General features: G+C 68.3%; 28 protein-coding genes and 2 pseudogenes. 20 read left to right on the top strand and 10 right to left on the bottom strand.

Annotation, left to right across the window (positions count from 1 at the left end):
* Position 1 precedes the first annotated feature (1 nt).
* On the top strand, positions 2-1,405 hold the full coding sequence (locus ACOI2T_RS28655) for a hypothetical protein (protein WP_409502005.1): 1,404 nt from the start codon (positions 2-4) through the stop codon (positions 1,403-1,405).
* A gap of 65 nt (positions 1,406-1,470) precedes the next feature.
* On the opposite strand, the gene ACOI2T_RS28650 is transcribed toward ACOI2T_RS28655, so the two are convergent.
* Positions 1,471-1,959 carry a hypothetical protein gene (locus ACOI2T_RS28650; protein WP_409502004.1) on the bottom strand — a complete coding sequence of 163 codons (489 nt, stop codon included), beginning with the start codon at positions 1,957-1,959 and terminating at the stop codon, positions 1,471-1,473.
* 403 nt (positions 1,960-2,362) lie between these two features.
* Positions 2,363-3,241, bottom strand: a complete 879-nt coding sequence (locus tag ACOI2T_RS28645) for a LysR family transcriptional regulator (protein WP_409502003.1) — start codon at positions 3,239-3,241, stop codon at positions 2,363-2,365.
* A 70-nt stretch (positions 3,242-3,311) separates the two neighbouring features.
* Here ACOI2T_RS28645 and ACOI2T_RS28640 point away from each other — a divergent pair, with 70 nt between their 5' ends.
* The gene (locus ACOI2T_RS28640; RefSeq protein ID WP_409502002.1) at positions 3,312-4,028 is read left to right on the top strand and encodes an SDR family oxidoreductase; all 717 of its coding nucleotides are present in this window, start codon (positions 3,312-3,314) and stop codon (positions 4,026-4,028) included.
* Here ACOI2T_RS28640 and ACOI2T_RS28635 read toward each other — a convergent pair.
* On the bottom strand, positions 4,025-5,065 hold the full coding sequence (locus ACOI2T_RS28635) for an LLM class F420-dependent oxidoreductase (RefSeq protein WP_409502001.1): 1,041 nt from the start codon (positions 5,063-5,065) through the stop codon (positions 4,025-4,027). The genes ACOI2T_RS28640 and ACOI2T_RS28635 overlap by 4 nt on opposite strands.
* Before the next feature lie 38 nt (positions 5,066-5,103).
* Positions 5,104-5,946 carry a dienelactone hydrolase family protein gene (locus tag ACOI2T_RS28630; protein WP_409502000.1) on the bottom strand — a complete coding sequence of 281 codons (843 nt, stop codon included), beginning with the start codon at positions 5,944-5,946 and terminating at the stop codon, positions 5,104-5,106.
* 67 nt (positions 5,947-6,013) lie between these two features.
* Between ACOI2T_RS28630 and glmS the strand changes: the two genes are divergently transcribed.
* Positions 6,014-7,879, top strand: coding sequence for a glutamine--fructose-6-phosphate transaminase (isomerizing) (glmS, locus tag ACOI2T_RS28625; RefSeq protein ID WP_409501999.1), 1,866 nt, complete (start codon positions 6,014-6,016; stop codon positions 7,877-7,879).
* Positions 7,880-7,961: 82 nt separating this feature from the next.
* Positions 7,962-8,899, top strand: a pseudogene (locus ACOI2T_RS28620) (alpha/beta fold hydrolase).
* 13 nt (positions 8,900-8,912) lie between these two features.
* Here ACOI2T_RS28620 and ACOI2T_RS28615 read toward each other — a convergent pair.
* Complete coding sequence (locus ACOI2T_RS28615; RefSeq protein WP_409501998.1) at positions 8,913-9,578, bottom strand: MSMEG_1061 family FMN-dependent PPOX-type flavoprotein; 666 nt, start codon at positions 9,576-9,578, stop codon at positions 8,913-8,915.
* 12 nt (positions 9,579-9,590) lie between these two features.
* The gene (locus ACOI2T_RS28610; protein ID WP_409501997.1) at positions 9,591-10,532 is read right to left on the bottom strand and encodes a PDR/VanB family oxidoreductase; all 942 of its coding nucleotides are present in this window, start codon (positions 10,530-10,532) and stop codon (positions 9,591-9,593) included.
* A gap of 95 nt (positions 10,533-10,627) precedes the next feature.
* Between ACOI2T_RS28610 and ACOI2T_RS28605 the strand changes: the two genes are divergently transcribed.
* A complete protein-coding gene (locus tag ACOI2T_RS28605; protein ID WP_409501996.1) occupies positions 10,628-11,242 on the top strand; it encodes a TetR/AcrR family transcriptional regulator C-terminal domain-containing protein in 615 nt (204 codons plus the stop codon).
* Positions 11,243-11,267: 25 nt separating this feature from the next.
* On the opposite strand, the gene ACOI2T_RS28600 is transcribed toward ACOI2T_RS28605, so the two are convergent.
* Entirely contained in the window at positions 11,268-11,435 is a 168-nt protein-coding gene (locus ACOI2T_RS28600; protein ID WP_421874891.1) for a hypothetical protein, read from the bottom strand.
* Between the two features lie 5 nt (positions 11,436-11,440).
* Positions 11,441-12,172, bottom strand: a complete 732-nt coding sequence (locus ACOI2T_RS28595; protein ID WP_421874889.1) for a DMT family transporter — start codon at positions 12,170-12,172, stop codon at positions 11,441-11,443.
* A 57-nt stretch (positions 12,173-12,229) separates the two neighbouring features.
* On the opposite strand from ACOI2T_RS28595, the gene ACOI2T_RS28590 reads away from it, so the two are divergent.
* The 14 genes from ACOI2T_RS28590 (at position 12,230) to groL (ending at position 24,712) form a co-directional block, all read left to right on the top strand.
* Positions 12,230-13,078 carry an aminotransferase-like domain-containing protein gene (locus ACOI2T_RS28590; RefSeq protein WP_409501994.1) on the top strand — a complete coding sequence of 283 codons (849 nt, stop codon included), beginning with the start codon at positions 12,230-12,232 and terminating at the stop codon, positions 13,076-13,078.
* On the top strand, positions 13,060-13,641 hold the full coding sequence (locus tag ACOI2T_RS28585) for an aminotransferase class I/II-fold pyridoxal phosphate-dependent enzyme (RefSeq protein ID WP_409501993.1): 582 nt from the start codon (positions 13,060-13,062) through the stop codon (positions 13,639-13,641). Before ACOI2T_RS28590 ends, ACOI2T_RS28585 begins: the two co-directional genes overlap by 19 nt.
* A 79-nt stretch (positions 13,642-13,720) precedes the next feature.
* On the top strand, positions 13,721-15,133 hold the full coding sequence (locus ACOI2T_RS28580; protein ID WP_409501992.1) for an NAD(P)H-hydrate dehydratase: 1,413 nt from the start codon (positions 13,721-13,723) through the stop codon (positions 15,131-15,133).
* A gap of 14 nt (positions 15,134-15,147) precedes the next feature.
* Positions 15,148-16,542, top strand: a complete 1,395-nt coding sequence (gene gad / locus ACOI2T_RS28575; protein ID WP_067842622.1) for a glutamate decarboxylase — start codon at positions 15,148-15,150, stop codon at positions 16,540-16,542.
* Positions 16,543-16,552: 10 nt separating this feature from the next.
* Complete coding sequence (locus ACOI2T_RS28570) at positions 16,553-17,188, top strand: AAA family ATPase (RefSeq protein WP_409501991.1); 636 nt, start codon at positions 16,553-16,555, stop codon at positions 17,186-17,188.
* Positions 17,189-17,249: 61 nt separating this feature from the next.
* Positions 17,250-18,419 (top strand): alanine racemase, encoded by a 1,170-nt coding sequence (gene alr / locus ACOI2T_RS28565; protein ID WP_409502357.1) that lies wholly within the window; start codon positions 17,250-17,252, stop codon positions 18,417-18,419.
* Positions 18,416-19,504 (top strand): alpha/beta fold hydrolase, encoded by a 1,089-nt coding sequence (locus ACOI2T_RS28560; RefSeq protein ID WP_067842625.1) that lies wholly within the window; start codon positions 18,416-18,418, stop codon positions 19,502-19,504. Before alr ends, ACOI2T_RS28560 begins: the two co-directional genes overlap by 4 nt.
* On the top strand, positions 19,497-19,961 hold the full coding sequence (gene tsaE / locus ACOI2T_RS28555; RefSeq protein ID WP_421874886.1) for a tRNA (adenosine(37)-N6)-threonylcarbamoyltransferase complex ATPase subunit type 1 TsaE: 465 nt from the start codon (positions 19,497-19,499) through the stop codon (positions 19,959-19,961). The genes ACOI2T_RS28560 and tsaE overlap by 8 nt, the downstream gene beginning before the upstream one ends.
* Positions 19,958-20,590: a tRNA (adenosine(37)-N6)-threonylcarbamoyltransferase complex dimerization subunit type 1 TsaB gene (gene tsaB / locus ACOI2T_RS28550; protein WP_409501989.1), complete on the top strand. Its 633-nt coding sequence runs from the start codon at positions 19,958-19,960 to the stop codon at positions 20,588-20,590. Before tsaE ends, tsaB begins: the two co-directional genes overlap by 4 nt.
* Positions 20,587-21,051, top strand: a complete 465-nt coding sequence (rimI, locus tag ACOI2T_RS28545; RefSeq protein ID WP_409501988.1) for a ribosomal protein S18-alanine N-acetyltransferase — start codon at positions 20,587-20,589, stop codon at positions 21,049-21,051. Before tsaB ends, rimI begins: the two co-directional genes overlap by 4 nt.
* Positions 21,048-22,070, top strand: a complete 1,023-nt coding sequence (tsaD, locus tag ACOI2T_RS28540) for a tRNA (adenosine(37)-N6)-threonylcarbamoyltransferase complex transferase subunit TsaD (RefSeq protein ID WP_409501987.1) — start codon at positions 21,048-21,050, stop codon at positions 22,068-22,070. The genes rimI and tsaD overlap by 4 nt, the downstream gene beginning before the upstream one ends.
* 2 nt (positions 22,071-22,072) lie before the next feature.
* Positions 22,073-22,528 (top strand): nuclear transport factor 2 family protein, encoded by a 456-nt coding sequence (locus ACOI2T_RS28535; RefSeq protein WP_085146694.1) that lies wholly within the window; start codon positions 22,073-22,075, stop codon positions 22,526-22,528.
* A gap of 179 nt (positions 22,529-22,707) precedes the next feature.
* The gene (groES, locus tag ACOI2T_RS28530) at positions 22,708-23,010 is read left to right on the top strand and encodes a co-chaperone GroES (RefSeq protein ID WP_003892970.1); all 303 of its coding nucleotides are present in this window, start codon (positions 22,708-22,710) and stop codon (positions 23,008-23,010) included.
* A gap of 82 nt (positions 23,011-23,092) precedes the next feature.
* The gene (gene groL, locus ACOI2T_RS28525; RefSeq protein ID WP_409501986.1) at positions 23,093-24,712 is read left to right on the top strand and encodes a chaperonin GroEL; all 1,620 of its coding nucleotides are present in this window, start codon (positions 23,093-23,095) and stop codon (positions 24,710-24,712) included.
* Between the two features lie 200 nt (positions 24,713-24,912).
* Here the strand turns inward: groL and ACOI2T_RS28520 are convergent.
* Both ACOI2T_RS28520 and ACOI2T_RS28515 read right to left on the bottom strand, forming a co-directional pair.
* A pseudogene (locus ACOI2T_RS28520) lies at positions 24,913-25,065 on the bottom strand (GMC oxidoreductase); the annotation flags it as partial.
* 90 nt (positions 25,066-25,155) lie between these two features.
* Positions 25,156-25,662, bottom strand: a complete 507-nt coding sequence (locus ACOI2T_RS28515) for a nuclear transport factor 2 family protein (protein WP_409501985.1) — start codon at positions 25,660-25,662, stop codon at positions 25,156-25,158.
* 111 nt (positions 25,663-25,773) lie between these two features.
* Between ACOI2T_RS28515 and ACOI2T_RS28510 the strand changes: the two genes are divergently transcribed.
* Positions 25,774-26,484: a TetR/AcrR family transcriptional regulator gene (locus ACOI2T_RS28510; RefSeq protein WP_409501984.1), complete on the top strand. Its 711-nt coding sequence runs from the start codon at positions 25,774-25,776 to the stop codon at positions 26,482-26,484.
* Positions 26,485-26,523: the final 39 nt, after the last annotated feature.

Here is a 26,523-nt window from a genome sequence, read left to right as displayed (position 1 = left end):
GGTGGCGCTGAACATCGACACCACAGACCTTTTGGCGCCCGCACGCCCCGCCGTCGACACGTTCGCCGAATATGTGTGGGCCTGCCGGCTGCTCGGCTACCACCATCAGGACCTCACCGGCCATGCCCGTCAGGTCCACGAGTGGTACGACACCGAACGAGGTCTGAATCTGCGGGCGATCGACAACGAATGCGCGGCGCTGACGGCCGCGGCGGCATCGATGGAGCCGGCATTGCAATTGCAGGACAAGCAGATTCGCGTGCTGTCTGACGGTTGGCACGGTAGTGGGGCGCGAGCGTCTGGCGATTTCCTGCAGCGCCACTCAATCTCCGCGGGACACGCGGTCACGGCACTGCGCGCTGCCTCATCGACACTGGGCCAGCTCTCCGACGAGTTACGGTCGGCGGTCGAGCGCAAAGTCACTGTCACCCAGCAGATCGAGGGCCGCCACGGCGCACAGCGTGACATGTGGCTGGCCGCGGCGCGCACGGTGACCACCGGGTTGGGGGACCGGTCGACCGCCAGCGAGCTCATCGACCAGCAGGTGAAGCCCTTCGTGGACAACGAGATTGCCGGCGAGTGGCTGGCGGCGATGCGCGCCGCGACGACTGCGGTGGCCGATGCCTACGACGCGGCCCTGACCGCGCTCAGGTCCGGGCCGGTTCCGGTGTTCGAGATACCCGGGGCGCTCGGCCCGGCGTGGTCTCCTGCCGTCGCGGCTCGTGACGCCGCGGTCCGTGACGACGCACCGCCGGTCGGCGCCACGAGTGCTCCCACGGTGCCCGCCGGCTTCACCCCGGGTCCGAGCAGTGTGCCGTCGTGGGCTCCGGCGCCGAGTTGGTCGGCTCCACCGCCGACGATGAGCCCAGCAGAGGTGTCCGCGCCGGCACCGCCGCCGGCCGCACCGGTCGAGCCGTTGACGCCGCCGGGTCTGGGCCAGACGCTCGGCGCGGGATTGCCCGGTGCCGGCGGCGGTTTACCCGACATTGGCGCAGGTTTGGCGGGCACCGGCCAACAGCTCGCCGACCTGTTCGGTGGACTGATCGGATCGGCTGCTGAGGGATTGCCGGACGAGGATCCGCTCGACGATGAGCCGCTGGACCTCGACGACGAGGTGGCCGAGGACTCTGAGGGTCCGGAGGATCCGGAGGATCCGATCGACGAAGGCGAGGAAGAGGAGGAAGGCGAGGACGACGCGGCTGCTGAGGACGAGCCCGTCGAGGAGGACGACGAAACACCCGTTGCACCGGAACAGGTGGAAAGCGTTGAGCCGCCGCCGGATCCGCCCGATCCGGTCCACACGGCGCCACCGCCTGCCGAGCCGGCCGCTGAACCGCTCGCCGCGCCGGAGGGGGAGACACCGTGTGAGATCGCGGCTGACGAGCTGCCGCAGGTCGGTCAGTGACCGATGCTCACTCTGGTCACATCAGCACCGCAGAGGACACGGTAGATGGTTTGCAGAACGTGATATCACCGGTGATGCTTGGACGAATCGTCAGGTTTGTCGTCGCGTTCGCCGTCGTCAGAGTCGCGATCGGCCGATGACTTGCTGGCCGGCGACGCTTCGCGCGGAGTGGATTTGGATTTGGTCACTCCATCATCGGCTGCGGTGTCGCGGGTGGTCGATCGGCGATCATCGCGCCCCGGAGCCAGAACGCGGAGCCGCTCCCCGTCCTCCAGCGACTCGCGAACCACGGGTCGAGGTGTCGGTGCCCGCCGGGCAGGCTTGGTCAGCTCGCGTTCGGTTGGCTTGGCCGAAGACTTCGCAGTCCTTGGTTTAGTGGGTTGCTCGTCCACCGCTGCCGGCTCGGTCGGCACTTCGCGCTTGGCCTGGACGGGTGTATCAGTCGGTAAAACCGCTGCGGAAGTTGCGTTTTCGCGGTTGTAGAAGAAATTCTGAATCTGCGATATCACCCATGCGAGGCCCACGAACGCAACGACAACCGGGGCGAGGATCACGGCGGCAGCGGTACTCGTGATCGTTGAGATCAACGCCCGCCAATCGACACTCGTCGCCGCGGAAGTGGCGTTGGCGAGTTGGCTACTCGCCGCCTGATCGCCCGGCGGAACTGCAGTGACCGCGGTTCGGCCAAGGTGCACAAGCAGGGTGTCGGGGGCGTACCTGGCGACGGCTGCGGGTTGCACCGCGCGAACTTCGGTTCGTATGGCGTCGGCGTCGGGCGGTACGGCGACCAGGGGCAATACGAGGGCGCCGGCGAGGGCGAGCGATGGGGTTGCATGACGCATGTGTCCGTCCTTCCACTGTCTCGGACCATCGTCATGCCGCCGCGGGGGTATGGATGCAGTAATGCCCTACTGCATTTTTCGCCGCGCCGGCGCGGTCCTACTCCATGGCGGACAGTCAGATCGTGTCGTCGCGGCAGGCGAGTGCCGCCGCCACGAATGCGTCGCGCACCGGATTGTCGACGGCCGCATTCCAGATCAGGGTGACGTGGCTGGGACGAAGATCGTCTATCGGCACCACCCGGACGTCGGGGCGCCGGTAGTAGGCCGTCGTCGACCGCGGTAGCACGACGAAGCCTTCGCGCGCGGCGACGTGTTCGAGTTTGTCCTCGACGGTGCACACCGTGGCGCGCGGCGGCGCCCAGCGTTGATCGGCCGGCGCCTGGGTACGCCATTCCGGAAGTGTCGCGGGATCCTGCAGCAATAGTCGGTCGGTCAGGTCGGCCAACCGCACCGATGACCGCGCGGCCAGTGGATCGTCGGCAGGCAACACCGCGTCGAGCGGTTCCTCCAGGAGCGGTGCGGTGCCGAGGCCGCGGTGGTCGATCGGCTCGCGGGCGTAGACGACGTCGATCTCGCCGTTGCGCACCACCTCGACCTGCTCGTTCCAGCCCACCTGGCGTACCACCGCGCGGCGGCCGGACCCGGCGGCTTCGAACGCCGTCGCGGCCGCCGTCGCCCGCAGCCCCGGCATCACCCCGACCGTCACCGTCACGGTCGGTGCCGCGACGCGAGACAGCCGCTGGCGCAACGCCTTCGCCTCGTCGAGCAGAACCTTGGCGTCCTGCAGGAGTTGCGTCCCCGCCGGGGTCAGCTGAGTGCCACGCGAACCGCGCGTGAACAGCTGCGCACCGAGTTCGTCCTCGAATGCCCTGATCTGGCGGGACAGCACTGGTTGCGCGATGTGCAGGCGCTGGGCCGCGCGGCCGAAGTTCAACTCTTCGGCGACCGCGACGAAGTACCGCAGTTTGCGCAGATCGAGATCGCTGCTGCTCATACCTCAAGGGTATCGCTGAACGACGAAAAGAGTCTTGGACGAACCCGGCCACCGGCTCGACAGTGGAGACATGAACCTCAAGAACGCACGCGTCCTGATCATCGGCGGCACGTCGGGCATCGGCCTGGGTGTCGCGTCTGCCGTCGCCGACCGTGGCGGTGTTCCGATCGTGGTGTCGCGCAAGCAATCCAGCGTCGACAACGCATTGGCCACGTTGCCCGACTACGCCCGCGGTTCGACCGTCGATCTCACGGACCCCGAGTCGCTGGACCGGTTGGCCGATGAGGTCGGGACGATCGATCACCTGGTGTTCTCCGCGGGCGAGGCTCTGGAGATGATCGGGTTCAACGATCTCACCCCCGAGGCGATCACCGGCTTCTTCGGCACCCGGTTCATCGGCCAGTTGCAGGCGATACGGGTGTTCGCGCCGCGGATCAACGCGGGTGGCTCGATCACCCTCACGAGCGGCACGGCCGCGGAGAAGCCCGGGTTGGGCATTTTGCCCACTGCGGTGTGCGGTGCCATCAACGCGATGACCCGGGCATTGGCCATCGAACTGGCACCGCTGCGGGTCAACGCAGTCGCGCCCGGCCCGATCGTGACGCCGCTGTGGTCGGCGTTGGGCGACGCCGATCGTCAGGCGGTCGTCGAGCGGTACGCACAACAGCTTCCGGTTGGGCGGATCGGTGAGCCCACCGACACCGCGTTGGCCTACGTCTACTTCATGGAACAGGAGTTCGGCACGGGCGTGGTGCTCACGGTCGACGGCGGCACGGTCCTGGTCTAACGTGCCAGCGACACCAATTCCGCACAGAACCGGACGGATTCGGCGCTGTCGGACGCCAGCGGGTGCACCAGCAGCGTCGTCACGCCGGCTTCGGCGTAGGCGGCCAGCCGCTCCTTGACGAAACCCATTGGCCCGACCAGCGATACGTTGCGGACGAGCTCATCGGGCACCGCGTCGATGGCTTCAGCCTTCTTGCCCGCGAGGTAGAGGTCCTGGATGCGGTCGGCCACCTCGCCGAACCCGTACCGGGTGGCGAGGTTGTGGTAGAAGTTCTTGCCCCGGGCGCCCATGCCGCCGATGTACAGGGCCAGTTGGGGTTTCGCCCACGCCAGCCGGTCGTCGACGTCATCGCCGATCGCCAGGCTCGCACTCACCATGACATCGAGCGGACCGAGCTCCGCATCGCGTTTGGCGAAGCCCGCGCGCAGCGCCTCGCCCCATACGTCATCGGCCTTCTCGGGGAAGTAGAACACGGGCTGCCAGCCCTCGGCGATCTCGGCCGTCAGCTCGACGTTCTTCGGTCCAAGGGCCGCAATGGTGATCGGAATACGTTCTCGCACCGGATGATTGATCAAGTGCAGCGATTTGCCCAGGCCGGTCCCGCGGTCGGCCGGCAGCGGGAGTTGGTAGTACCTGCCGTCGTAGTGGACATTCTCGCGACGCCACACCTGCCGGCAGATCTCGACGACCTCGCGGGTACGGCCGAGCGGAGCGTCGAACGGCACGCCGTGAAAGCCTTCCATCACCTGCGGGCCCGAGGTGCCGATGCCAAGGCGGAACCGCCCGTCGGACACGTAGTCGACCCCGGCTGCCGTCATCGCCAGTAGTGAGGGAGTCCTGGTGTAGATCGGCACCACCCCGGTGCCGAGTTCGATGGTCGAGGTCTTGGCGGCCAGGTAGCCGAGCTGGCTGATCGCGTCGTACGAGTACGCCTCGGCCACGAGCGCGATGTCGACGCCGACCTTCTCCAGTTCGACGACTTGGTCGGCGGCCTCTTTGAAGCCACCGGCATAACTCAGAAAGATGCCTGTCCGCATCATCGAGTTATATACCCAACCGGTTGGTTGGGGTGCGCTCAGGGTTTGAGGAGCGCGACGACCTTGTCCTCCAGCGCGACGGGATCCGCGTTGGGGTCGGGGGTCCGGGTGTGGGGCAGCTGAACCTCGGGGTCGGCGAAATCCTTGTACGTCTTGTCACCGGCGAGCGTCGCGAGCAGGTAGCCGGTCAGCAGCGCACGCACGATCTTCTGGGTGCCGCGGTGAGCACCGGGCAGGCCGAGGACACGGGCCAGCCGGCGTCCCTCCATCAGCCCACCGGCCTTGATGTCGTCGACCGTGCGCAGCGTCGCGCCCTCCCACGCCCGCGCGAGCTCGACGGCATTCGAGCGCAACGTCATGGGATCGCCCGGATCGGTCAGCACCAAGCCCGGCACCTGCAGCGTCGCCGCGGGCTGCTCGGCAGGCGGTTTGGTGATCGTGGGGAACAGTGCGGCGACGGCTTTGGGCTTGTTCGGCATGCCTGCCGCCGCGAACACCGCCGCGGACGCGCCGAACCCGTGACCGACGAGGCCGCGTTTGGTCGGGTGGACGCTGATCTTGCCCGGCCCCAGCCGCACCCCGCTGACGATGTCGAGCGCCGCGCCCAGGTCGAATGCGAGGTTGAGCACCGACGGGGCCAGCCCGGTCTCGGTGTTGGGCGCCGCGGCGACGATGCCCCAGGACGCCAGGTGCTCGAGCGTCTTGGTGTAGTTGTCGGACTTTGCCATCCAGTCGTGGGCGAACGCCACACCGGCCAGGTTCAGGCCGGATTCCGGGGTGTAGACGACACCCGGCACGCCGGCGAAAGCCAGGTCACCGCGCAGTACGCGGTGCGGCCCGCGGCGGGTCAACGCAGCGAAGAGCTTCTTGGTGCTGGCCACCCGTTGACCGTAGCCCACACCTCACGGAATCGGGTGCCAGGTGGGTGTTGCACTACCCTGGATCCCTATGTGTGGAATCGTCGGCTACGTCGGGGCGCGCCCGGCCCGCGACATCGTGGTCGACGCGCTGCGCCGCATGGAGTACCGCGGTTATGACTCCGCAGGTATCGCCCTGATCGACGGTCGCGGCGGATTGACGGTGCGGCGGCGCGCCGGCCGACTGGCCAACCTCGAAGCCGCCCTCGCCGAGACCGATGACAGCACCCTGACCGGCAGTACGGGCCTCGGCCACACCCGCTGGGCGACGCACGGCAGGCCGACCGACCGCAACGCCCATCCGCACCGCGATGCGGCGGGCAAGATCGCCGTCGTCCACAACGGCATCATCGAGAACTTCGCCGCCCTGCGTACCGAGCTTGAGGCCGCCGGCGTGGAGTTCGCCAGCGATACCGACACCGAGGTCGCAGTCCACCTGGTCGCCCGGCAGTACACGCACGGCGACACCGCGGGTGATTTCCCCGCGTCGGTGCTGGCCGTCCTGCAGCGCCTCGAGGGCCACTTCACGCTCGTGTTCGCCAACGCCGACGATCCCGGAACCATCGTGGCGGCGCGCCGGTCCACCCCGCTGGTGCTCGGCGTGGGTGAGAACGAGATGTTCCTCGGCTCCGATGTGGCCGCGTTCATCGAGCACACCCGCAACGCCGTCGAACTCGGACAGGACCAGGCCGTGGTGCTGACCGCCGACGGCTACCGGATCAGCGACTTCTACGGCAACACCGACGTCGACTACCGCGAATTCCACATCGACTGGGATCTGTCCGCCGCCGAAAAGGGCGGCTACGACTACTTCATGCTCAAGGAGATCGCCGAGCAGCCGACGGCGGTCGCCGACACCCTGCTCGGCCATTTCGTCGACGGGCGGATCGTGCTCGACGAGCAGCGGATGAGCGATCAGGAACTCCGCGAGATCGACAAGGTGTTCATCGTCGCGTGCGGTACGGCCTACCACTCGGGCCTGCTGGCCAAGTACGCGATCGAGCACTGGACGCGGCTGCCCGTCGAGGTCGAGCTCGCCAGCGAGTTCCGCTACCGCGACCCGGTGCTGGACCGCAGCACGCTCGTGATCGCGATCTCGCAGTCCGGCGAAACCGCCGACACGCTCGAAGCCGTGCGGCACGCCAAGACCCAGAAGGCCAAAGTGCTGGCCATCTGCAACACCAACGGCAGCCAGATCCCGCGCGAGGCCGACGCGGTGCTCTACACGCGCGCCGGGCCGGAGATCGGCGTGGCCGCCACCAAGACGTTCCTCGCCCAGATCGCCGCCAACTACCTCGTCGGCCTGGCGCTGGCGCAGGCCCGCGGAACCAAATACCCCGACGAGGTCGAGCGCGAGTACCGCGAGCTCGAATCCATGCCGGATCTGGTTGCCCGCGTGCTGGCCGGCATCGCTCCGGTGGGCCAGTTGGCGCAACGGTTCGCGCCGTCGTCGACGGTGCTGTTCCTGGGCCGACACGTCGGTTATCCGGTGGCGCTGGAGGGTGCGCTCAAGCTCAAGGAACTCGCGTACATGCATGCGGAGGGCTTCGCGGCCGGCGAGCTCAAGCACGGCCCGATCGCACTGATCGACGAGAATCTTCCGGTGATCGTGGTCATGCCGTCGCCCAAGAACGCCCAGACGCTGCACGCCAAGCTGCTGTCGAACATCCGGGAGATCCAGGCGCGCGGGGCGATCACGGTGGTCATCGCCGAGGAAGGCGACGATACGGTGCGGCCGTACGCCGATCATTTGATCGAGATCCCGGCTGTCTCAACGCTTTTCCAGCCGCTGCTGTCGACGATCCCGCTGCAGGTGTTCGCGGCCGGCGTGGCGCGGGCCCGCGGCTACGACGTCGACAAGCCGCGCAACCTCGCCAAGTCCGTCACCGTCGAATAATCATCGTTTCGTCCAACGTGAACAAGATGTCGAGTTTTTCGCGAAATCTCGGCATCTTGTTCACGTTCGGGACCCCGGTCTGATGGACCTCGCGGTACCAGCGGTCAACATCGCGCCCCGGTGGAGCCGGGGCGACCTCGGGGCATTCGTCAGCGCGGCGGCCTTCGATCACTTCCTCGCCACCTATCGCAACGGCATGGCCCAGCTGCCGGATTTCGGACTCTTCGATGTACCGACCTCGTTCGGATCCGTGCGGGCCTACCGATTCGGCGGACCCGACGACGGTGCGCCGGTCGTGCTGTTGCCGGGCCGCAACGCGTCAACGCCGATGTATCTCGCGAATCTCGGCCCACTGCTCGAGCGTCGTACCGTCTATGGCATCGATCTACTGGGTGAGGCCGGACTGTCGGTGCAGCACACCAAGATCCGTGGTGGCGAAGACAGGCGCAGTGGCTTGACGAAACCCTCGGCGGGCTCGGATTCGAACGCGCGCATCTGCTCGGAGTGTCCATGGGCGGCTGGACCGCGGCGAACTGCGCGGTGCACCGGCCGCGCCGCATAGCGTCGATCACCTTGTTGGACCCCGTCTTCACGTTCGCGCGCGTCCCCCTGAAACCGGTACTGGCTTCGGTCGCGTTGCTCGCTCCAGGAGTGCCAGAGAAGTGGCGCCGGGGCGTGATGTCGTGGATATCCGGTGGGGCCGACATCGAGGCCGCCGCGACCGAGGCGGAGCTGATCGCCTCGGGTGCAAAGGATTTCGTGCTCCGCAACCCGATGCCGAAGTTGTTCACCGACGAGCAGTTGCGCTCACTCGACGTGCCCGTACTCGCGCTGCTCGCAGGACGCAGCGTCATGCTGGACGCGCAGCGGGCGGCCGAACGGGCCCGACGGCTCCTGCCGCGCGGTCAGGTCGAAATCTGGCCCGCCGCCTCACATGCCATCAACGGCGAGTATCCGAACGAGATCGCCGAGCGGGCCGGCCGGATGTGGGACGAGATCGACGACATCCGCCGAACGTGAACCCATGTCGGGGTCAATACAAGTCGTTCTCGTAGTGGTCGTCGATGACGGCGTGTAGTGAACCGGCGAGGTTGCCGAGCTTCTCGGCCATCTTCGCGGCGCTTTCGGTGATCGTGAGGGTGTAGAAATCCCCGCCGAGGGTCACGGCTTCGGCCAGCCCGCGGCTGTCACCCTCCCACAACTTGGCCCGAATGACGGCCTTGCCGCATTGGCCGAAGACTTCGCGAATCCGCACGATTGTCGCCAGCACCGCCGGTTTGCCGTCTGCGCTGAGCATGTCGAGTAGTTCGGGATCGTCGGTGACGAATGCGTCACCGTTCACCCGGATCACCTCGCGAAGGCCGGGCACGAAGAAGACAAGCCCAACCGCGGGATGACTCGTGATGTTTTCGTGAGTGTCGGCGAGCTTGTTGCCGGGCCGGTCGGGAATCGCGAGCGTCCACGGATCCAGAATGCGCACCGAACCCGGTGGGTCTCCCCGCGGACTGGTATCGAGTTGGCCGTCGGCGCCAACCGTGGACATGCAGAAGAATGGGCTGTGCGCGATGAACCGGGCGGAGAATTCGCCCAGTTTGGCTTCCTTCTTCTCCGCGATGAACCGTTCCGGGAAGCCGACGACCTCGCGGATGCGCTCCATCGTGATCGGCGCGTATGCGTCCGCGGCGGTAGCTGTTTCCATGTCCTGCCCTCCTCACACGTCGAGAACGAGCTGTGGGGTTTGCGCACGCGAAACGCAAACGTACATACGGTCATTCGCGGCTCGCTCGGTTTCGGAAAGAATGTCGTCGCGATGGTCGGGCACACCCTCGAGCACGCGGGTTTCGCAAGCTCCGCATATCCCTGACCGGCACGACGACGGCACATTGACGCCGCCGGCTTCCAGTGCGGTGAGGATGCTCTGATCCTCGGAAACGGTGACGGTCTTGCCCGACGCCGCACACACCACCTCCACCGGCCTGTCTGGCGTCGACGGTTTCGACCTCGGCTTGAACCGCTCGAGCTGCAGGCTGCCGGGCGGCCAGTGCGCGACAGCGTCCTCAAGCGACGCAAGCATCGTCGCCGGACCGCACGCGTAGATCTTCACTCCCGCGCGAACTTGGGCGAAATGTTCGGTCAGCGGTATCCGGCCGTCCGCGTCCGATGGATAGAAGGTCACGCGTGAACCGTGCGCCCGAAGTTCGTCGAGGAATGGCATCGACGTGACGGTGTGGCCGCCGTAGAGGAGTTTCCAGTCCAGACCCCAAGATTCGGCTTGACGGATCATCGGAATGATCGGCGTGATGCCGATGCCACCGGCCACGAACACGTATGAATCGGCGCGTCGGAGTTCGAACGTGTTTCGCGGACCGGCAATCATCAGGCGCTGACCCGGCCGCAGGAACGCGTGCACGTACTCCGACCCGCCGCGGCTGGCCCGTTCGCGCCGGACCCCGATCCGGTAGTAAGACCGCTCGCCGACCGGGCCGCACAACGAGTACTGGCGTTGGATGCCGGTCGGCAGCACCAGATCGATGTGGGCGCCGGGACTCCAGGGCGGAAGAAGGCCACCGGCCGACGGTTGCAACTGCACGGACACGACGCCGTCGGCCTCCCACCGGAGCTGGCGCACGGCAACGCCGATCCCTTCGGTCACGTCACGTCCTCCGTTCCATTAACAATGTTAATTGCAGGTCAGACCCTAGTGTTAACATCGTTAACGTGTCAACTGGTACGGAGCGGGTCGGGCTGGTGAACCTCAGCACCGAACGCGTCGTGGCGGAAGCTCTGTCGCTCATCAACGAGGGCGGGTTGGAATCGCTGACGATGCGGCGGCTGGCTGACCGCCTGAACGCGCATCTGCCGACCATCTACCGGCTCGTCGACGGTAAAGACGCGCTGATGGACGAGATGGCGGAGACGATTCTCGCGAACGCTATGTCAGATTTCCCGCCGGACAGCACTGATTGGGCGGCTCAGGTCAAAAGCCTTGCGGCAGGCCTGCGTTCGGCGTTGTTGGCGCAACGTGACGGAGCCCGGATCGTCGGCGGAAACTATGCCGCCAAGCATGCGAACCTCACCTTCACTGACACGCTCGTAGGCTGCATGCAGGCGATCGGGTTGGTCGGCGAACATGCGTTGTGGGCCGCCGGTGCGGTCTTCTGTTACGTATTGGGTGAGGTGCTTGAGCAGCAGGGTGCCACCGGTGGTGAGTTGGAGACGCTCGAGGGCGTGTTGCACGCCGGTAGCTATCCGCACCTTGCGTCCAGCCCTGTCGACCATCTGCTCGACTTCGATGCACGGTTCGAATTCGGCCTGAATCTCTTGGTTTCCGGCATCCGATTCGGCCTGAAACCAGGGGAGTGACGGCCGGCCGCCGCCGAATGTGAACTTAATTGCGAGTTTTCGCCGAGATCTGACCAACAAGCTCACGCTCGGCGTTGTCGCCCAAGCCCATCGCCAGCCCACACCCGATCAACCCCACGCCGCACCACACCGCCACACCGGGGATATCTCCGGTCAGCGGAATGCCGATGACCGCCGCCGCAACGGGTGCCACGCCCGTCAGCAAGCGGCCCGCCCGGTGCCGAGCCCGCGCACGCACGTGTACCAGAGGATGAAGGCGATCGCGGTCACGCCGACGGCGAGGTACGCGATCGCCAGAACCTCACCGGCATCGAAATCTGCTGCAGCTCGCCAACCTTCGGTTATCAGTGCGAGGACGCCGAACATCGCCGCCGCCAACCATGTGGTGTGGACCGAGACCCCGGCCGGCCCGTGCGCGGCCAGCACCGGCACGGCCAGCAGGGTGAAGCCGGCTTCGCACACGAATACGACGATGGCCCAGGCCAGCCCGATCGCATCCGCGCGGCCGAGACCCTCGACCACCACGGCGCCGACGCTCACCACCAAGGCGGCGAACAGGATTCGCGTGTGCGGGCGGTGGCCTTCCAAAAGGGGCCCGACCGTGGCCAGCGCGATCGGCACACAGGCGACCGCCACCGCCAGCACGGCAGGCTCGGCATGCTGCGACCCGTGCACGAGTGCCACGTTGAACAGCACGAGACCGCTCGCGGTGACGCCGAGTAGCCAGAGCCACTCCGCACCACGAGGTCGGCGCAGCGGGCGGCCGGTGAGCCGAACCCAGGCGAGCAACAACACGCAGGCGATGGCATAGCGCAGCGCCTGGGCGGTGTGCAGTGGCGCGTCGGCGAGTGCGCCGGAGACCGCGACGCTGCCGCCGACGAACGTCATGCCGAGTGCGCCGAACAGGCCGGCGCGGATGGGGCTGGACATGAACCCATGTTGGGCGCAGCATGGTTCACCAAACAGCACCAAGTTTGGACTTCTGTAATGGACCAAATGGCGCCGGGCGCGGATTTTCTGCAGCTCGACCCCGCATCCGCGCCGGCTCGTGGCCTCACGGACTGGCTCGTCGACGCGCTGCGCGGCGCGATCGCCGACGGCCGGCTCACCCCGGGCGTCCGGCTGCCGGCCACCCGGATCCTGGCCGGCGAACTCGCCGTGTCGCGCGGTGTGGTCGTCGAGGCGTATCGCCGGCTCGCCGACGAAGGCCTGGTGAGCGGGCGCACGGGCGGCGGCACCCGCGTGCTCGCTCGACCGGTCCAGCCATCGCGACCCACACGCACGGTTTCGCCGTCAGGTCGGCCTCGACTCCCGCGGCCACGCCTGCCCATCGGCCAGGGCATCGACCTCTCACCCGGAGTGCCGGACCTGTCGGCGTTCCCGCGCAGCACCTGGCTGCGCGCCGAACGCGCGGTGCTCGCGGAGACGTCGCCGGAAGACTTGGGCTACGGCGACCCGCGCGGGCATCCACGGCTGCGGGACGCGCTGGCGCCGTGGCTCGGGCGCACGCGCGGGCTCCGCGTCGATCCCGACGACATCTTGGTGGTCGCCGGGGTGGCACAGGCCGCGGCGCTGTTGGCTCAGCAACTGCAGCGCGAAGGTCTCGACACCATCGCGGTCGAGGACCCGGGCTCGCGCGGTGCCGTCGAGGAACTCGAGTACTGGGGCCTGCGGGCAGCACCGGTGCCGGTCGACGACGAGGGTATCCAGGTGCGGGCGTTGGCCGAAACTGGCGCAGCCGCAGTGTTTCTCACGCCCGCCCATCAATTCCCGACCGGTGCGGTGCTCGGCCCGCAGCGGCGCCGTGAGCTGCTCGCGTGGGACGGCGAGTGGTGATCGAAGACGACTACGACGCCGAGTACCGCTATGACCGCGCGCCCGTGCCCGCGCTGCATCCCTCGGCGCCCGATCGCATCGCCTACGCCGGCAGCACCTCCAAGAGCCTGGCGCCCGCGCTGCGGCTGGGCTGGTTGGTCGCGCCGCGGCGACGCCACCCCGACCTGGTGGCCGCCAAGCACGCCACCGATCTCGGCAGCCCGACCGTGCCGCAACTCGTGCTGGCGCGACTCTTGGAGTCCGGCGAATACGACCGCCACATCCGCCTCGTCCGCGCGCGACACCGCGCCCGGCGCGACGCGCTACTCGAAACCCTGGCCGCCGCGCTACCGGCGGCGAGGGTCACCGGAGTCGCCGCGGGCCTGCACTTGTTGGCCATGCTGCCCGACGCGGTCGACGACGTTGCCGTGGCCGACGAGCTGCGCGGCGCCGGTGTGCTGGTGCACCCGCTGTCCTGGCATCGGCGACTGCCCGGACCGCCTGGCCTGGTTCTCGGTTATGCCTCGCACCCGCCGGACCGGTTGCGTGCGGCAGGGGCGATCATCGGGCGCATCGTCAGGTGACGGCCATCAAATCCTGACCCCGCCGAGCAAACGCACGTAACCTGTTGACGCGCGGACACGACGAGCGGAATGGGAGCTGATGCGGCACTACTACTCCGCCGACGCGATCCGTGAAGCCGAGGCGCCACTGTTGGCATCGCTGCCCGACGGCGCCCTGATGCGGCGCGCCGCCTACGGTTTGGCCACCGCGGTCGGGCGCGAATTGAGGGCACGGACCGGTGGGATCGCGGGCCGGCGCATCTGCGCCGTGGTGGGCTCGGGCGACAACGGCGGCGACGCGTTGTGGGCAGCCACCTTTCTGCGGCGCCGGGGAGCGGCGGCCGACGCGGTGTTGCTCAATCCCGATCGCACCCACCCCGAGGCGCTCGCGGCGTTCCGGTCCGCCGGCGGTCACGTCGTACAAACCATCGGTACGGCAACCGATCTGGTGATCGACGGCGTGGTCGGCATCTCTGGGCGCGGCCCGTTGCGCCCCGACGCGGCGGCGGTGTTCGCCGCCAACACCGCGCCGGTCGTCGCCGTCGACATCCCCAGTGGCATCGACGTGCAGACCGGCGCCGGCGACGGTCCGTACGTGCGCGCCGCCGTCACCGTCACCTTCGGTGGGCTCAAACCCGTACACGCGCTTGGCGAATGCGGCCGCGTCGAACTCGTCGACATCGGCCTCGACCTCGCGCCGACCGACCTCATCGGATTCGAGGCCGTCGACGTCAAGGCCCGCTGGCCGGTGCCCGGGCCGCACGACGACAAGTACACGCAGGGCGTCACCGGTGTGCTGTCCGGGTCGGCGACGTACCCGGGCGCTGCGGTGTTGAGCACCGGCGCCGCCGTCGCTGCCACGTCCGGCATGGTTCGCTACGCCGGAAGTGCTGCCGCACAAGTTCTTTCGCATTGGCCGGAGGTGGTCGCCGCACCGAGCCCGCAAGAAGCGGGCCGCGTGCAGGCCTGGGTGGTCGGGCCAGGGCTCGGCACCGACGACACCGCGAAGGCCGCGCTGCGGTTCGCGCTGGAATCCGACCTGCCGGTGATCGCCGACGCCGACGCACTCACCTTGCTGGCAGCCGATTGCGGCCCGGTCACCGACCGCAGCGCGCCGACCGTGCTGACGCCGCACGCCGGCGAATACCAACGACTGGCCGGCGTGCCGGTGGGTGCTGACCGCGTCGCCGCGACGCGCGACCTCGCCGAGCGGCTCGGCGTGACGGTGCTGCTCAAAGGCAACGTCACCGTCATCGCACAGCCCGGCGCGGCAACGTATCTCAACCCGGCCGGGCAGTCGTGGGCCGCGACGGCGGGCTCCGGTGACGTGCTGTCCGGAATCATCGGCGCACTCCTGGCGGCCGGCCTGCCGTCCGGAGAAGCCGCCGCGGCCGCGGCCTTCGTCCATGCTCGCGCGGCCAACCTGTCGGCCGCCGACCCCGGTCCGAACCCGGCGCCGACATCGGCGTCACGCATCCTCGCCCACGTGCGGGCAGCCATCGCATCCCTATAACAGAAGGACTCGTCATGTCGCACAAGCACACTCGCGCCCCGCATGTCTCGCCGGCCTACACGGGACGGTTGGCGATGGCCCCCGTTCCGTCGCTGCGCCTGCCGGACGAGGCCATGGACCCCGCCGCGGCGTACCGGTTCATCCACGACGAGTTGATGCTCGACGGAAGCTCGCGCCTGAACCTCGCGACCTTCGTCACCACCTGGATGGACCCCGAGGCCGAGAAGCTGATGGCCGAGACGTTCGACAAGAACATGATCGACAAGGACGAGTATCCGGCCACCGCCGCCATCGAGGCCAGGTGCGTGTCGATGGTCGCCGACCTCTTTCACGCCGAGGATCTGCGCGACGACGACCCGGCCAGCGCCGTCGGGGTGTCGACCATCGGGTCGAGCGAGGCCGTGATGCTGGCCGGGCTCGCGATGAAGTGGCGCTGGCGCGCCAAGGTGGGCGGCGAGAAGGGCGATGCGTGGAAGGGCCGCACGCCGAACCTCGTGATGGGCGCCAATGTTCAGGTCGTGTGGGAGAAGTTCTGCCGATACTTCGACGTCGAGCCGCGGTATCTGCCGATGGCCGAGGGCCGCTACGTCATCACGCCCGAACAGGTGCTCGAGGCCGTCGACGAGGACACGATCGGCGTCGTCGCGATACTCGGCACCACCTACACCGGCGAACTGGAGCCGATCGCCGAGATCTGTGCCGCCCTGGACAAACTCGCCGAGGACGGCGGCCATGACGTGCCCGTGCACGTCGATGCGGCCAGCGGCGGATTCGTCGTCCCCTTCATCCACCCCGATCTCGAGTGGGACTTCCGTCTGCCGCGGGTGGTGTCGATCAACGTCAGCGGCCACAAGTACGGGCTGACCTATCCCGGCATCGGGTTCGTGGTGTGGCGCAACAAGGAACACCTGCCCGAAGACCTGGTGTTCCGCGTGAACTACCTCGGCGGTGACATGCCGACGTTCACGCTGAACTTCTCCCGGCCGGGCAACCAGGTGGTGGGCCAGTACTACAACTTCTTGCGGTTGGGCCGGGCCGGATACACCCAGGTGATGCAGTGCCTGTCGCAGACGGCACGGTGGCTGGGGGACGAACTGCGCGACAGCGAGCACTTCGAGCTGATCACCGACGGTTCGGCGATCCCGGTCGTGAGCTTCCGGCTCAAGGGCAACCCCGGCTACACCGAGTTCGACGTCTCACAGGCGCTGCGCGCCTACGGCTGGCAGGTGCCGGCCTACACCATGCCCGAAGGCGCGACCGACGTCGTGGTGCTGCGGGTGGTGGTGCGGGAAGGCTTCTCGGCGGACCTGGCGCGCGCGCTCAAGGACGACACCATCACAGTGCTCAAGCACCTCGATGAACTCAAGCCCGGCGGACAGTTCGACGAGGTGCAACCGTTCGCCCATTAGCGTGGGCGGCGTGCTGCTGTGGATCAACGGGCCGTTCGGCGTCGGCAAGACCCAGACCGCGTTCGAGCTGCACCGCCGGCTGAGCGGCAGCGTCGTGTGCGACCCCGAATTCGTCGGGTACGGGCTGCACCGCACGATGCCGCGCCACTTACGCCGTGACTTCCAGGATCTGCCTGCGTGGCGGCAAGGCGTCTTCGAGGTGCTCGACAGCACGCTGCGGCAACACGACGGGCCGGTGATCGCGCCGATGACCGTCATCGAACCGCGCTACTTCGCCGAGACCGTGGGCCGCCTGCGCGACGTGGGCCACGACGTCTTCCATTTCGCGCTGTTGGCGAGGCGCGAAACGGTGCTGAACCGGTTGAGCGATCGTGGCCTCGGGTTCGGCGGACTCCTGCGCCGCGCCGGTAAGCAGGACGCGGCACTCCGCCGCGAAGCGTTCGCGGTCGAACGGCTCGACCGCGGCTTGGAGAACCTGGCGCGCGCCGAGTTCGCCGACCAGATCTGGACCGACAACCTGGGCATACCCGAGGTGGCCGAGCGCATCGCGGGCATCGCCGGGGTGTCGTTGGCACCGAACACCGACGGTGCGGTGCGGGCGCGGCTGCGTCGCACCGCCGTCACCCTGCGCCACATCCGGCTCTGAGACCGAGCGCCGGACCGCCCGGCCGCACCGCTCTGGGACAATGGTCGATGGTGATATGACGATGCAGACGACCGAACTCACGACCGCCCTCACGCCGCACGCATCGGCGCAGGCCGTCGTCGATCTGGGTGCCATCGAGCACAACGTGCGGCTCCTGCGCGAGCACGCGGGCACCGCGCAGGTGATGGCGGTGGTCAAGGCCGACGGTTACGGCCACGGCGCCCTGCCGGTCGCGCAGGCCGCGCTCGCGGCCGGGGCGGCCGAGATCGGCGTCGCGACCATTCCGGAGGCGCTGGCGCTGCGCAACGGCGGCCTCACCGCGCCCGTGCTGGCCTGGCTGCACCCCCCGGGCACCGACTTCACCCCGGCCGTCGCCGCGGACGTCGAGGTCGCCCTGTCGTCGCTGCGGCAGTTGAACGAGCTCCTCGCGGCGGTGAAACACACCGGCCGGACCGCGACGGTCACGGTGAAGGTCGACACCGGGCTGAGCCGCAACGGGGTCAGCGCCGCCGACTATCCGGCGATGCTGGCCGCGCTGCGCCGCGCGCAGGCCGACGGCGCCATCCGGCTGCGTGGCCTGATGAGCCACCTCGTGCACGGTGACGACCCGGAGAACCCGTTCAACGATCTGCAGGGGCAGCGCCTCACTGAGATGCGCGCACATGCCCGCGATCAGGGCGTGGCGTTCGAGGTCGCGCATCTGTGCAACTCGCCTGCCGCGATGACCCGGCCGGACCTGACCTACGACATGGTGCGCCCCGGCATCGCCGTCTACGGCCTGAGCCCCATCCCGGAGCGCGGTGACATGGGGCTGCGGCCCGCGATGACGCTGAAATGCCCGGTGGCCCTTGTTCGTTCGGTGAAGGCCGGCGACGGCGTCTCCTATGGGCACGTGTGGGTGGCCGACCGCGACACCACGCTGGCGTTGCTGCCGATCGGATACGCCGACGGGGTCTATCGCTCGCTGAGCGGGCGGATCGACGTGCTGATCAACGGCAGACGCCGCCGCGCGGTCGGACGGATCTGCATGGACCAGTTCGTCGTCGACCTCGGTCCCGACGCCGCCGACGTCACCGAGGGCGACGAGGCCATCCTGTTCGGGCCCGGGACCCAGGGCGAGCCGACCGCGCAGGACTGGGCCGAGCTGCTCGACACCATCCACTACGAGGTCGTCACGAGCCCACGTGGCCGGGTCACCCGCAGCTATGTGCCGGCAGGTCACAACCGTTGAGCGGCAACGCACGCTGGCTCGCGGGGGCGGCCGGGCTGACGGCTGTCGGCACGGTGGCAGGCGTGTCCGTGGCCCGCTCCCTGGCCCGCCGCGTCGGCGTCGAGGACCCGTACGCCGGTGAGGATTTCGAGCTGCTCGACGCCGACCGCAGTTCGGTGGTGACGACGTCGGACGGCGTGCCGCTCGCGGTGCGTGAGGTCGGGCCCGCCGATGCCCCGCTCACCGTGGTGTTCGCCCACGGGTTCTGTCTGCGCATGGGAGCCTTCCACTTTCAACGCGCCCGGCTGGCCGAGCAGTGGGGCCCGCAGGTCCGCATGGTGTTCTACGACCAGCGTGGCCACGGCCAGTCCGGTGAGGCGCCGCCGGACACCTATACCGTCGATCAGCTGGGCCGCGACCTGGAAACCGTTCTGGCGGTGACCGTTCCGAAGGGGCCCGTCGTGCTGGTGGGTCATTCGATGGGCGGGATGACGGTGCTGTCCCACGCGCGCCAGCACCCGCGGCGCTACGGGTCGCGCATCGTCGGTGCCGCGCTCATCGCCTCGGCCGCCGAGGGAGTCAACCGGTCACCGCTCGGCGAGATCCTGCGCAACCCGGCCCTGGAGGCCATCCGGTTCGCCGCCCGGTACGCGCCGGGGCTCGTGCACCGCACACGCGGCGCGGCACGCTCGTTGATCGCCCCGATCCTGCAGGCGGCGTCCTTCGGCGACGAGAAGGTCAGCCCGAGTGTGGTGGCGTTCTCCGGGCGGATGATGCACGACACCCCGATCACGACGCTGGTGGAGTTCCTGCACGCGCTCGAGGTTCACGACGAAACGGCTGCGCTGAAGGTGCTGGCCAAAATTCCCACGCTGATCGCCTGTGGTGACCGGGATCTGCTCACCCCGATGGAATACTCGAAGGCCATGGCAGAGCAGCTACCCAAGTCGGAGCTGGTGATCGTCGGGGGCGCCGGCCATCTGGTGCAGCTTGAGGAGCCCGAGGTGATCGATGACGCGCTCGTGCGCCTCGTCGAGCGGGCCACCCCGTCCAAACTGGTGACGCTCGCCCGGCGCGTGCGGGATCGGGTCCGGCCCAATGGCTGAGCGGTCGAGCGGCAGCGCCGAACTGCCCACCGCCGAGGACACCATCGCCCTCGGGGCCAGCCTGGGAGAAGGGCTGCAGGCCGGCGACGTGGTGGTGTTGTCGGGTCCGCTCGGTGCGGGAAAGACGGTGCTGGCCAAGGGAATCGCGCAGACCATGGACGTGGACGGGCCGGTGGTGTCGCCGACGTTCGTGCTGGCCCGGGTGCACCGGGCGCGGCACGGCCGGCCCGCCATGGTGCATGTCGACATGTACCGGCTGCTCGACCACCCCGGCGCCGACCTGCTCGGTGAACTCGATGCCCTCGACCTCGACACCGATCTCGATGACGCGGTCGTGGTCGTCGAGTGGGGCGAAGGCCTCGCCGAGCGGCTTTCCGAACACCACCTCGACATCCGTATCGAACGCGATTCTGCGACCGACGTGCGCACCGCGATCTGGCAGTGGAGCACGCCATGACACAGCTGATCTTGACCATCGATACCGCGACGCCTGCCGTGAGTGCCGGCGTGGTCCGTCGGGATGACGACGGCGCGGTGACCATCCTCGCCGAGCGGGTGACCGTCGACGCCCGCGCACACGCCGAACAACTGACCCCCAATGTGCTCGGCGCGTTGTCCGACGCCGGGGTCGGTGTCGAGGACCTCGATGCCGTCGTCGTCGGCTGCGGGCCAGGACCGTTCACCGGGCTGCGGGTCGGTATGGCCAGTGCGGCGGCGTTCGGCCATGCGCTGGGTGTTCCGGTTCACGGTGTGTGCAGCCTCGACGCGATCGGCTGCCACACCAGCGGAGACGTGCTGGTGGTCACCGATGCGCGCCGCCGTGAGGTGTACTGGGCGCGCTACCGCGACGGTGTCCGCGCCGACGGTCCCGCGGTCAATGCGCCTGCCGATGTACCCGCCGATGCGGCGGCGGTCGCTGGATCGCCCGAACACACCGCGCTGTTCGAGCTGCCCGTGCTGGATGCGGTGTACCCGACGCCCGCGGGTTTGGTCGCGGCGGTGGCTGATTGGGGCGCTCCCGCACCGCTCGTGCCGCTGTATCTGCGCCGGCCCGACGCCAAACCGTCTGCCGCGGTGCGGAAATGACGATCGTGTACGACGCGCTGACCCGCTCCGACGCCGCACGGTGTGCGGAGCTGGAATCGCAGTTGTTCGCCGGTGACGATCCGTGGCCGGCGCGGGCGTTTCTGGCTGAGTTGGCCGCCAACCACACGCGCTACATCGCGGCGCGCAGTGACGGCCGGCTCGTCGGTTACGCCGGCATCGCGCGGTTGGGCCGGATGCGCCCGTACGAGTACGAGATCCACACCATCGGCGTCGACCCGGACTTCCAGGGCCAGGGCATCGGCCGTCGCCTGCTCCACGACATGCTCGAGTTCGCTTCGGGGGGAACGGTTTTCCTCGAAGTCCGCACAGACAACGAACCGGCGATCAAACTGTATGAAAGCGCCGGATTCGTCAACATCGGCTTGCGCAAGCGGTACTACCGGGCCAGCGGAGCCGACGCCTACACCATGCAACGCCTGCCCCAGGAGGGCTCGACATGATCATCCTGGCCATCGAAAGCTCGTGTGACGAAACGGGTGTCGGCATCGCCGACCTCGCCGCCGATGGCACGGTGAGCCTGCTCGCCGACGAGGTTGCCTCCAGCGTCGACGAACACGCCCGGTTCGGCGGCGTCGTGCCGGAGATCGCATCCCGCGCCCACCTCGAAGCGCTCGGCCCCACCATGCGCCGCGCCCTGGACGCCGCAGGCATCGACAAGCCCGATGTCGTCGCCGCGACGATCGGACCGGGGCTGGCCGGTGCGCTGCTCGTGGGGGTGGCCGCGGCCAAGGCCTACGCCGCGGGCTGGAACGTGCCGTTCTACGCCGTCAACCACCTGGGTGGGCATCTGGCCGCCGACGTCTACGACCACGGCCCGTTACCGGAAAGCGTGGGCCTGCTCGTGTCGGGCGGGCACACGCACCTGTTGCACGTGCGGTCGCTGGGGGAGCCGATCGTCGAGTTGGGCAGCACGGTCGACGACGCGGCCGGGGAGGCCTACGACAAGGTCGCGCGGCTGCTCGGGCTCGGCTACCCGGGTGGCAAGGTCCTCGACGATCTGGCCCGCACGGGTGACCGCAATGCCATCGTGTTCCCGCGCGGGATGACGGGGCCGCGTGACGAGCCGTACGCATTCAGCTTCTCGGGTCTCAAGACCGCCGTCGCCCGCTATGTCGAGGCCAATCCCGATGCGGCGCAAGCCGATGTGGCGGCCGGCTTCCAGGAGGCCGTCGCCGATGTGCTCACCGCCAAGGCCGTGCGCGCCGCGACCGAACTCGGCGTCTCCACCCTGCTGATCGCCGGTGGGGTCGCGGCGAACTCGCGGCTGCGTGAGCTCGCCGAAGAGCGCTGTGCGGCAGCAGGTTTGACACTGCGCATCCCGAGGCCACGCCTGTGCACCGACAACGGTGCGATGATCGCGTCGTTCGCCGCGCACCTGATCGCCGCGGGCGCGCAGCCGTCGCCCCTGGACGCGGCCAGCGATCCGGGACTGCCGGTGGTCAAGGGCCAGGTCGCGTGAGCATGACGGTTGCTGACAAGCTGGCGATCACCGAACTGCTGTATCGCTACGCCGAGCTGATCGATGCCGGCGACTTCGACGGCGTCGGCAAGCTGCTGAGCCGCGCCACGTTCGCCGGCACCGCGTCGCACGCCACCTCGGGCGAGCAGGCCATCGCGAAACTGTTCGCGGCGACCACGCGGCGCTATCCCGAGCACGGCAACACGCCGCGGACCCGGCATCTGGTGCTCAATCCGATCGTCGACGTCGACGGTGCACAGGCGCGGTCGCGTTCGACGTTCGTCGTGGTGCAGAACACCGACACCGTGCCGCTGCAGCCGATCGTGGTGGGCCGATACTTCGATGCGTTCGCCCGCGACGAACAGGGCTGGTTTTTCACCGAACGCAAGGTCGACGTCGAGATGGTCGGGGACGTATCGGCGCACCTCACGCTCGATCCGAGCGCGTTCGGCGGGTAATCACGGGTCAACCTTGAGTGCTAGCACTCGCATGTATAGAGTGCTAGGTGGCACGCGGCCAACCCCAGCGCCGGCACCCGCGACGACGGAGCGAGGGGCACGGGCGCATGCCGAACACCTGGTAACCGGCATCTGGGGAACACCCCGGATCCACACCCCAACAAGTGGAGGGCTCCATCGTGGCGAGCGTGAACATCAAGCCACTCGAGGACAAGATCCTCGTTCAGGCCAACGAGGCCGAGACCACGACCGCTTCCGGTCTGGTCATCCCCGACACCGCCAAGGAGAAGCCGCAGGAAGGCACCGTCGTCGCAGTTGGCCCCGGCCGCTGGGATGAGGACGGCGAGAAGCGGATCCCCCTGGACGTTGCCGAGGGCGACACCGTCATCTACAGCAAGTACGGCGGCACCGAGATCAAGTACAACGGCGAGGAGTACCTGATCCTGTCGGCCCGCGACGTGCTGGCTGTCGTCTCCAAGTAAAAGCACCCGTGTCCCGCCCCGGAGATCCCCGTGCCAACACGGGTGGTTTCCGGGGCGGTATGCGTATCAAGGAAAGACATCTATGAGCAAGCAGATTGAGTTCAACGAAACTGCGCGGCGTGCCATGGAGGCTGGTGTCGACAAGCTCGCCGACGCGGTCAAGGTGACCCTTGGCCCGCGCGGCAGGCACGTGGTGCTGGCCAAGGCCTTCGGCGGTCCGCAGATCACCAACGACGGTGTCACCATCGCCCGTGAGATCGATCTCGAGGATCCGTTCGAGAACCTCGGCGCGCAGCTGGTGAAGTCGGTGGCCACCAAGACCAACGACGTCGCCGGTGACGGCACCACCACCGCGACGGTGCTCGCGCAGGCGCTCGTCAAGGCGGGCCTGCGCAACGTGGCCGCCGGTGCCAACCCCATCGCGCTCGGTTCGGGTATCAGCAAGGCCGCCGATGCGGTCAGCGAGGCACTGCTCGCTGCCGCCACCCCGGTCTCGGACAAGACCGCCATCGCCCAGGTCGCCACGGTCTCGTCGCGCGACGAGCAGATCGGTGAGCTGGTCGGCGAGGCCATGACCAAGGTCGGCCACGACGGTGTGGTGACGGTCGAGGAGTCCTCGACCCTCAACACCGAGCTGGAGATCACCGAGGGCGTCGGCTTCGACAAGGGCTTCCTGTCGGCCTACTTCGTCACTGACTTCGACTCGCAGGAAGCGGTGCTCGAAGACGCGCTGGTGCTGCTGCACCGCGACAAGATCAGCTCGCTGCCCGACGTGCTGCCGCTCCTGGAGAAGGTGGCCGAATCCGGCAAGCCACTGCTGATCATCGCCGAGGACGTCGAAGGCGAGGCGCTCTCGACCCTCGTGGTCAACTCCATCCGCAAGACGCTCAAGGCCGTCGCCGTCAAGGCGCCGTTCTTCGGTGACCGCCGTAAGGCGTTCCTCGAAGACCTCGCCGTCGTGACCGGCGGTCAGGTCGTCAACCCCGACGTCGGCTTGCTGCTGCGTGAGGTCGGCCTCGACGTGCTGGGCTCGGCCCGGCGCGTGGTCGTGACCAAGGACAGCACCGTGATCGTCGACGGCGGGGGCTCCGCCGATGCCGTCACCGATCGCGTCAAGCAGCTGAAGTCCGAGATCGAGACCACCGACTCCGACTGGGATCGCGAGAAGCTGCAGGAGCGGCTGGCCAAGCTGGCCGGCGGCGTTGCGGTGATCAAGGTCGGCGCCGCCACCGAGACCGATCTCAAGAAGCGCAAGGAAGCGGTCGAGGATGCGGTCGCGGCGGCCAAGGCCGCTGTCGAGGAGGGCATCGTCACCGGCGGTGGCGCGGCGCTCGTGCAGGCTCGCGCGGGGCTCGACAAGCTGCGCGGTGAGCTCTCCGGCGACGAGGCGCTGGGTGTCGGGGTGTTCGCCTCGGCACTCTCGGCTCCGCTGTACTGGATCGCCACCAACGCCGGACTCGACGGTTCGGTCGTGGTGAACAAGGTCAGCGAGCTGCCCAACGGGCAGGGCTTCAACGCCGCGACGCTGGAATTCGGTGACCTGGTCGCCGCCGGCATCGTCGACCCGGCCAAGGTGACCCGCTCCGCGGTCCTCAACGCCGCGTCGGTTGCCCGCATGGTTCTCACCACCGAGACGGCTGTCGTCGACCGGCCGGCCGAAGAAGAGGATCACGGCCACGGCCATCACGGCCACGCGCACTAGGTTCTGCTGACGAGACACCCTCGGTCCGGTTGGGCCGGGGGTGTTTTCGTATCTGCTTACTCGTGTCTTGAGGCCCGTGGGCTGGCCTGCGTTGTCGCGACCTCCCGAGCTGAACGCTCCGCGTTGGACCCTGTTATCAATCTCGGCTCAAAGATCTAGCCTTGGTGTCCTTTGGACGCTCGATGGCGTTACACCCCCTGTCACTCGAGGATGAGACCGGCTGTGCGCCAAGCCATCGCCATCACCGAGCAATCGACGACTCGCAGATTGTGAACTCCGCGTACCCGCAGCGAGGGGTCGACGACGTCATCGTCCGCGGGGCCCACCGCACAGGTTCCGACGGCGTGGTATCCGCGTTAGCCCTCGACGAGTCGTCGGCCGAGTGTGGGGCTTATGCGCGGAAATGCGCCGGAAACCGTGCACAAGGCCCACGGTCGACGGTGTCATGCCGGTAACGGCACGCGCTCGATCAATTCGTCGAGCGCGTTGAAATCGAGATAGGCGACGACGTGGGCGACCCGCTCATTCTTTAGCGCCATGACCCAGTTGTATTCGTTGACGTAGGGCCGGCCGTCGAGCGCGGTGGTGGTGCCTCGCCAGCGCGCGACGACGTGGTCGCCGTCGGTGATCAACTCGTGAACCTCGGCGTGGATGGGCCCGGTCAGTCGGTCCACAATGGGTCCCGCGCCGTTCTCGAGGAACTGCTGGCGCGTCGTGTACGTCGCCGGCGTAGACGCCCGCGCCACCGTCCACTGCACGTCATCGGCGAGGATCGCATAAAACGTGTCGGCCTCGCCGACCCCGCGTGCGAACGCCTCCCGCACGATTTCGGCGTTGCGTTGTTCGCCGGCAACGGTGGGTTCGGCATGACCGGTGGCCGCACAACCCGAGAGGATGGCGGCGGCTAGCAGCGTGGCAGAGGTTCGGGCGGTCCATCGTTCTGAGGGCATGCCCGAAATGTATTGCCGCCACCGCTGATCTGGCAGGGTGCAGTGCTCCTATGAACTGCGACCGGTCGTGGCTCGGTTGCCATTTGTCGACGTGTGGCGTACGACGGGCAGGTGCAAGAATCCGCCCCCGCAGGTGAAACCGGCCCGTCGTTGTGGGGGCCGGTGGCCGATGTCGTTCCCGTACTGCCGCGGCATCGTCATGGGTTCACGCGTGATGAGGTACGCCGGTCACAGGAGGTCCGGGTGCGGGTCGCCACCGTCGAGGTGGTCGCCGAACACGGGTATGCCGGGGCGAGCGTGCGCCAGATCGCCGCGCGCGCAGGCATTTCGACGAAGACGTTCTACGAGCTGTACCCCGACAAAGAGGCGGCCTTCCTGGCCACGTATGCGGCGGTCGATCTGCTCGTGGAGTGGATGAGGGCGGCCGCTGCCGGTGCACGTACCGCGGCTGAGGTGATCGAAGCCGGCGTGCGGACGTATCTGTCGACGCTGGCGTCGCAGCCGGCATTCACCCAGAGTCTGGTCGTCGAGGCGGTGGCCTCCACCGACCGTATTCGGGCGCGACGCTCGACGGGCTTGGCTGATTTCGCCGGGGTGATGGTGCAGCATCTGCGTCGCGTCCGGGGTCCGGATGGTCCCGACCCAGCCCCGACCGCCGCCGCTCAGGCACTGCTGGTCGGCGCGCTGGGCGGCGTCAATGAGCTCGTCGTGCAGCATCTCGGCTCGGCGTCGGCCGCGACGCTGCTCGACGTCGTCGACCCGGCCCGCACGCTGCTGGAACGCATCGTGCTCACTCCCGAAGAACGCTCGACCGACATCTGACGGCGCCACGCCAACTGGTCATCCTCAGCCCACGCGTGC

The organism is Mycolicibacterium wolinskyi str. Jessa 2025, from assembly GCF_049241375.1.
In the GTDB taxonomy this organism is placed as follows: Bacteria; Actinomycetota; Actinomycetes; order Mycobacteriales; family Mycobacteriaceae; genus Mycobacterium; species Mycobacterium wolinskyi.
The sequence above is the reverse complement of the archived record's forward strand: the minus strand, read 5'-3'. Positions and strand labels throughout refer to the sequence as shown.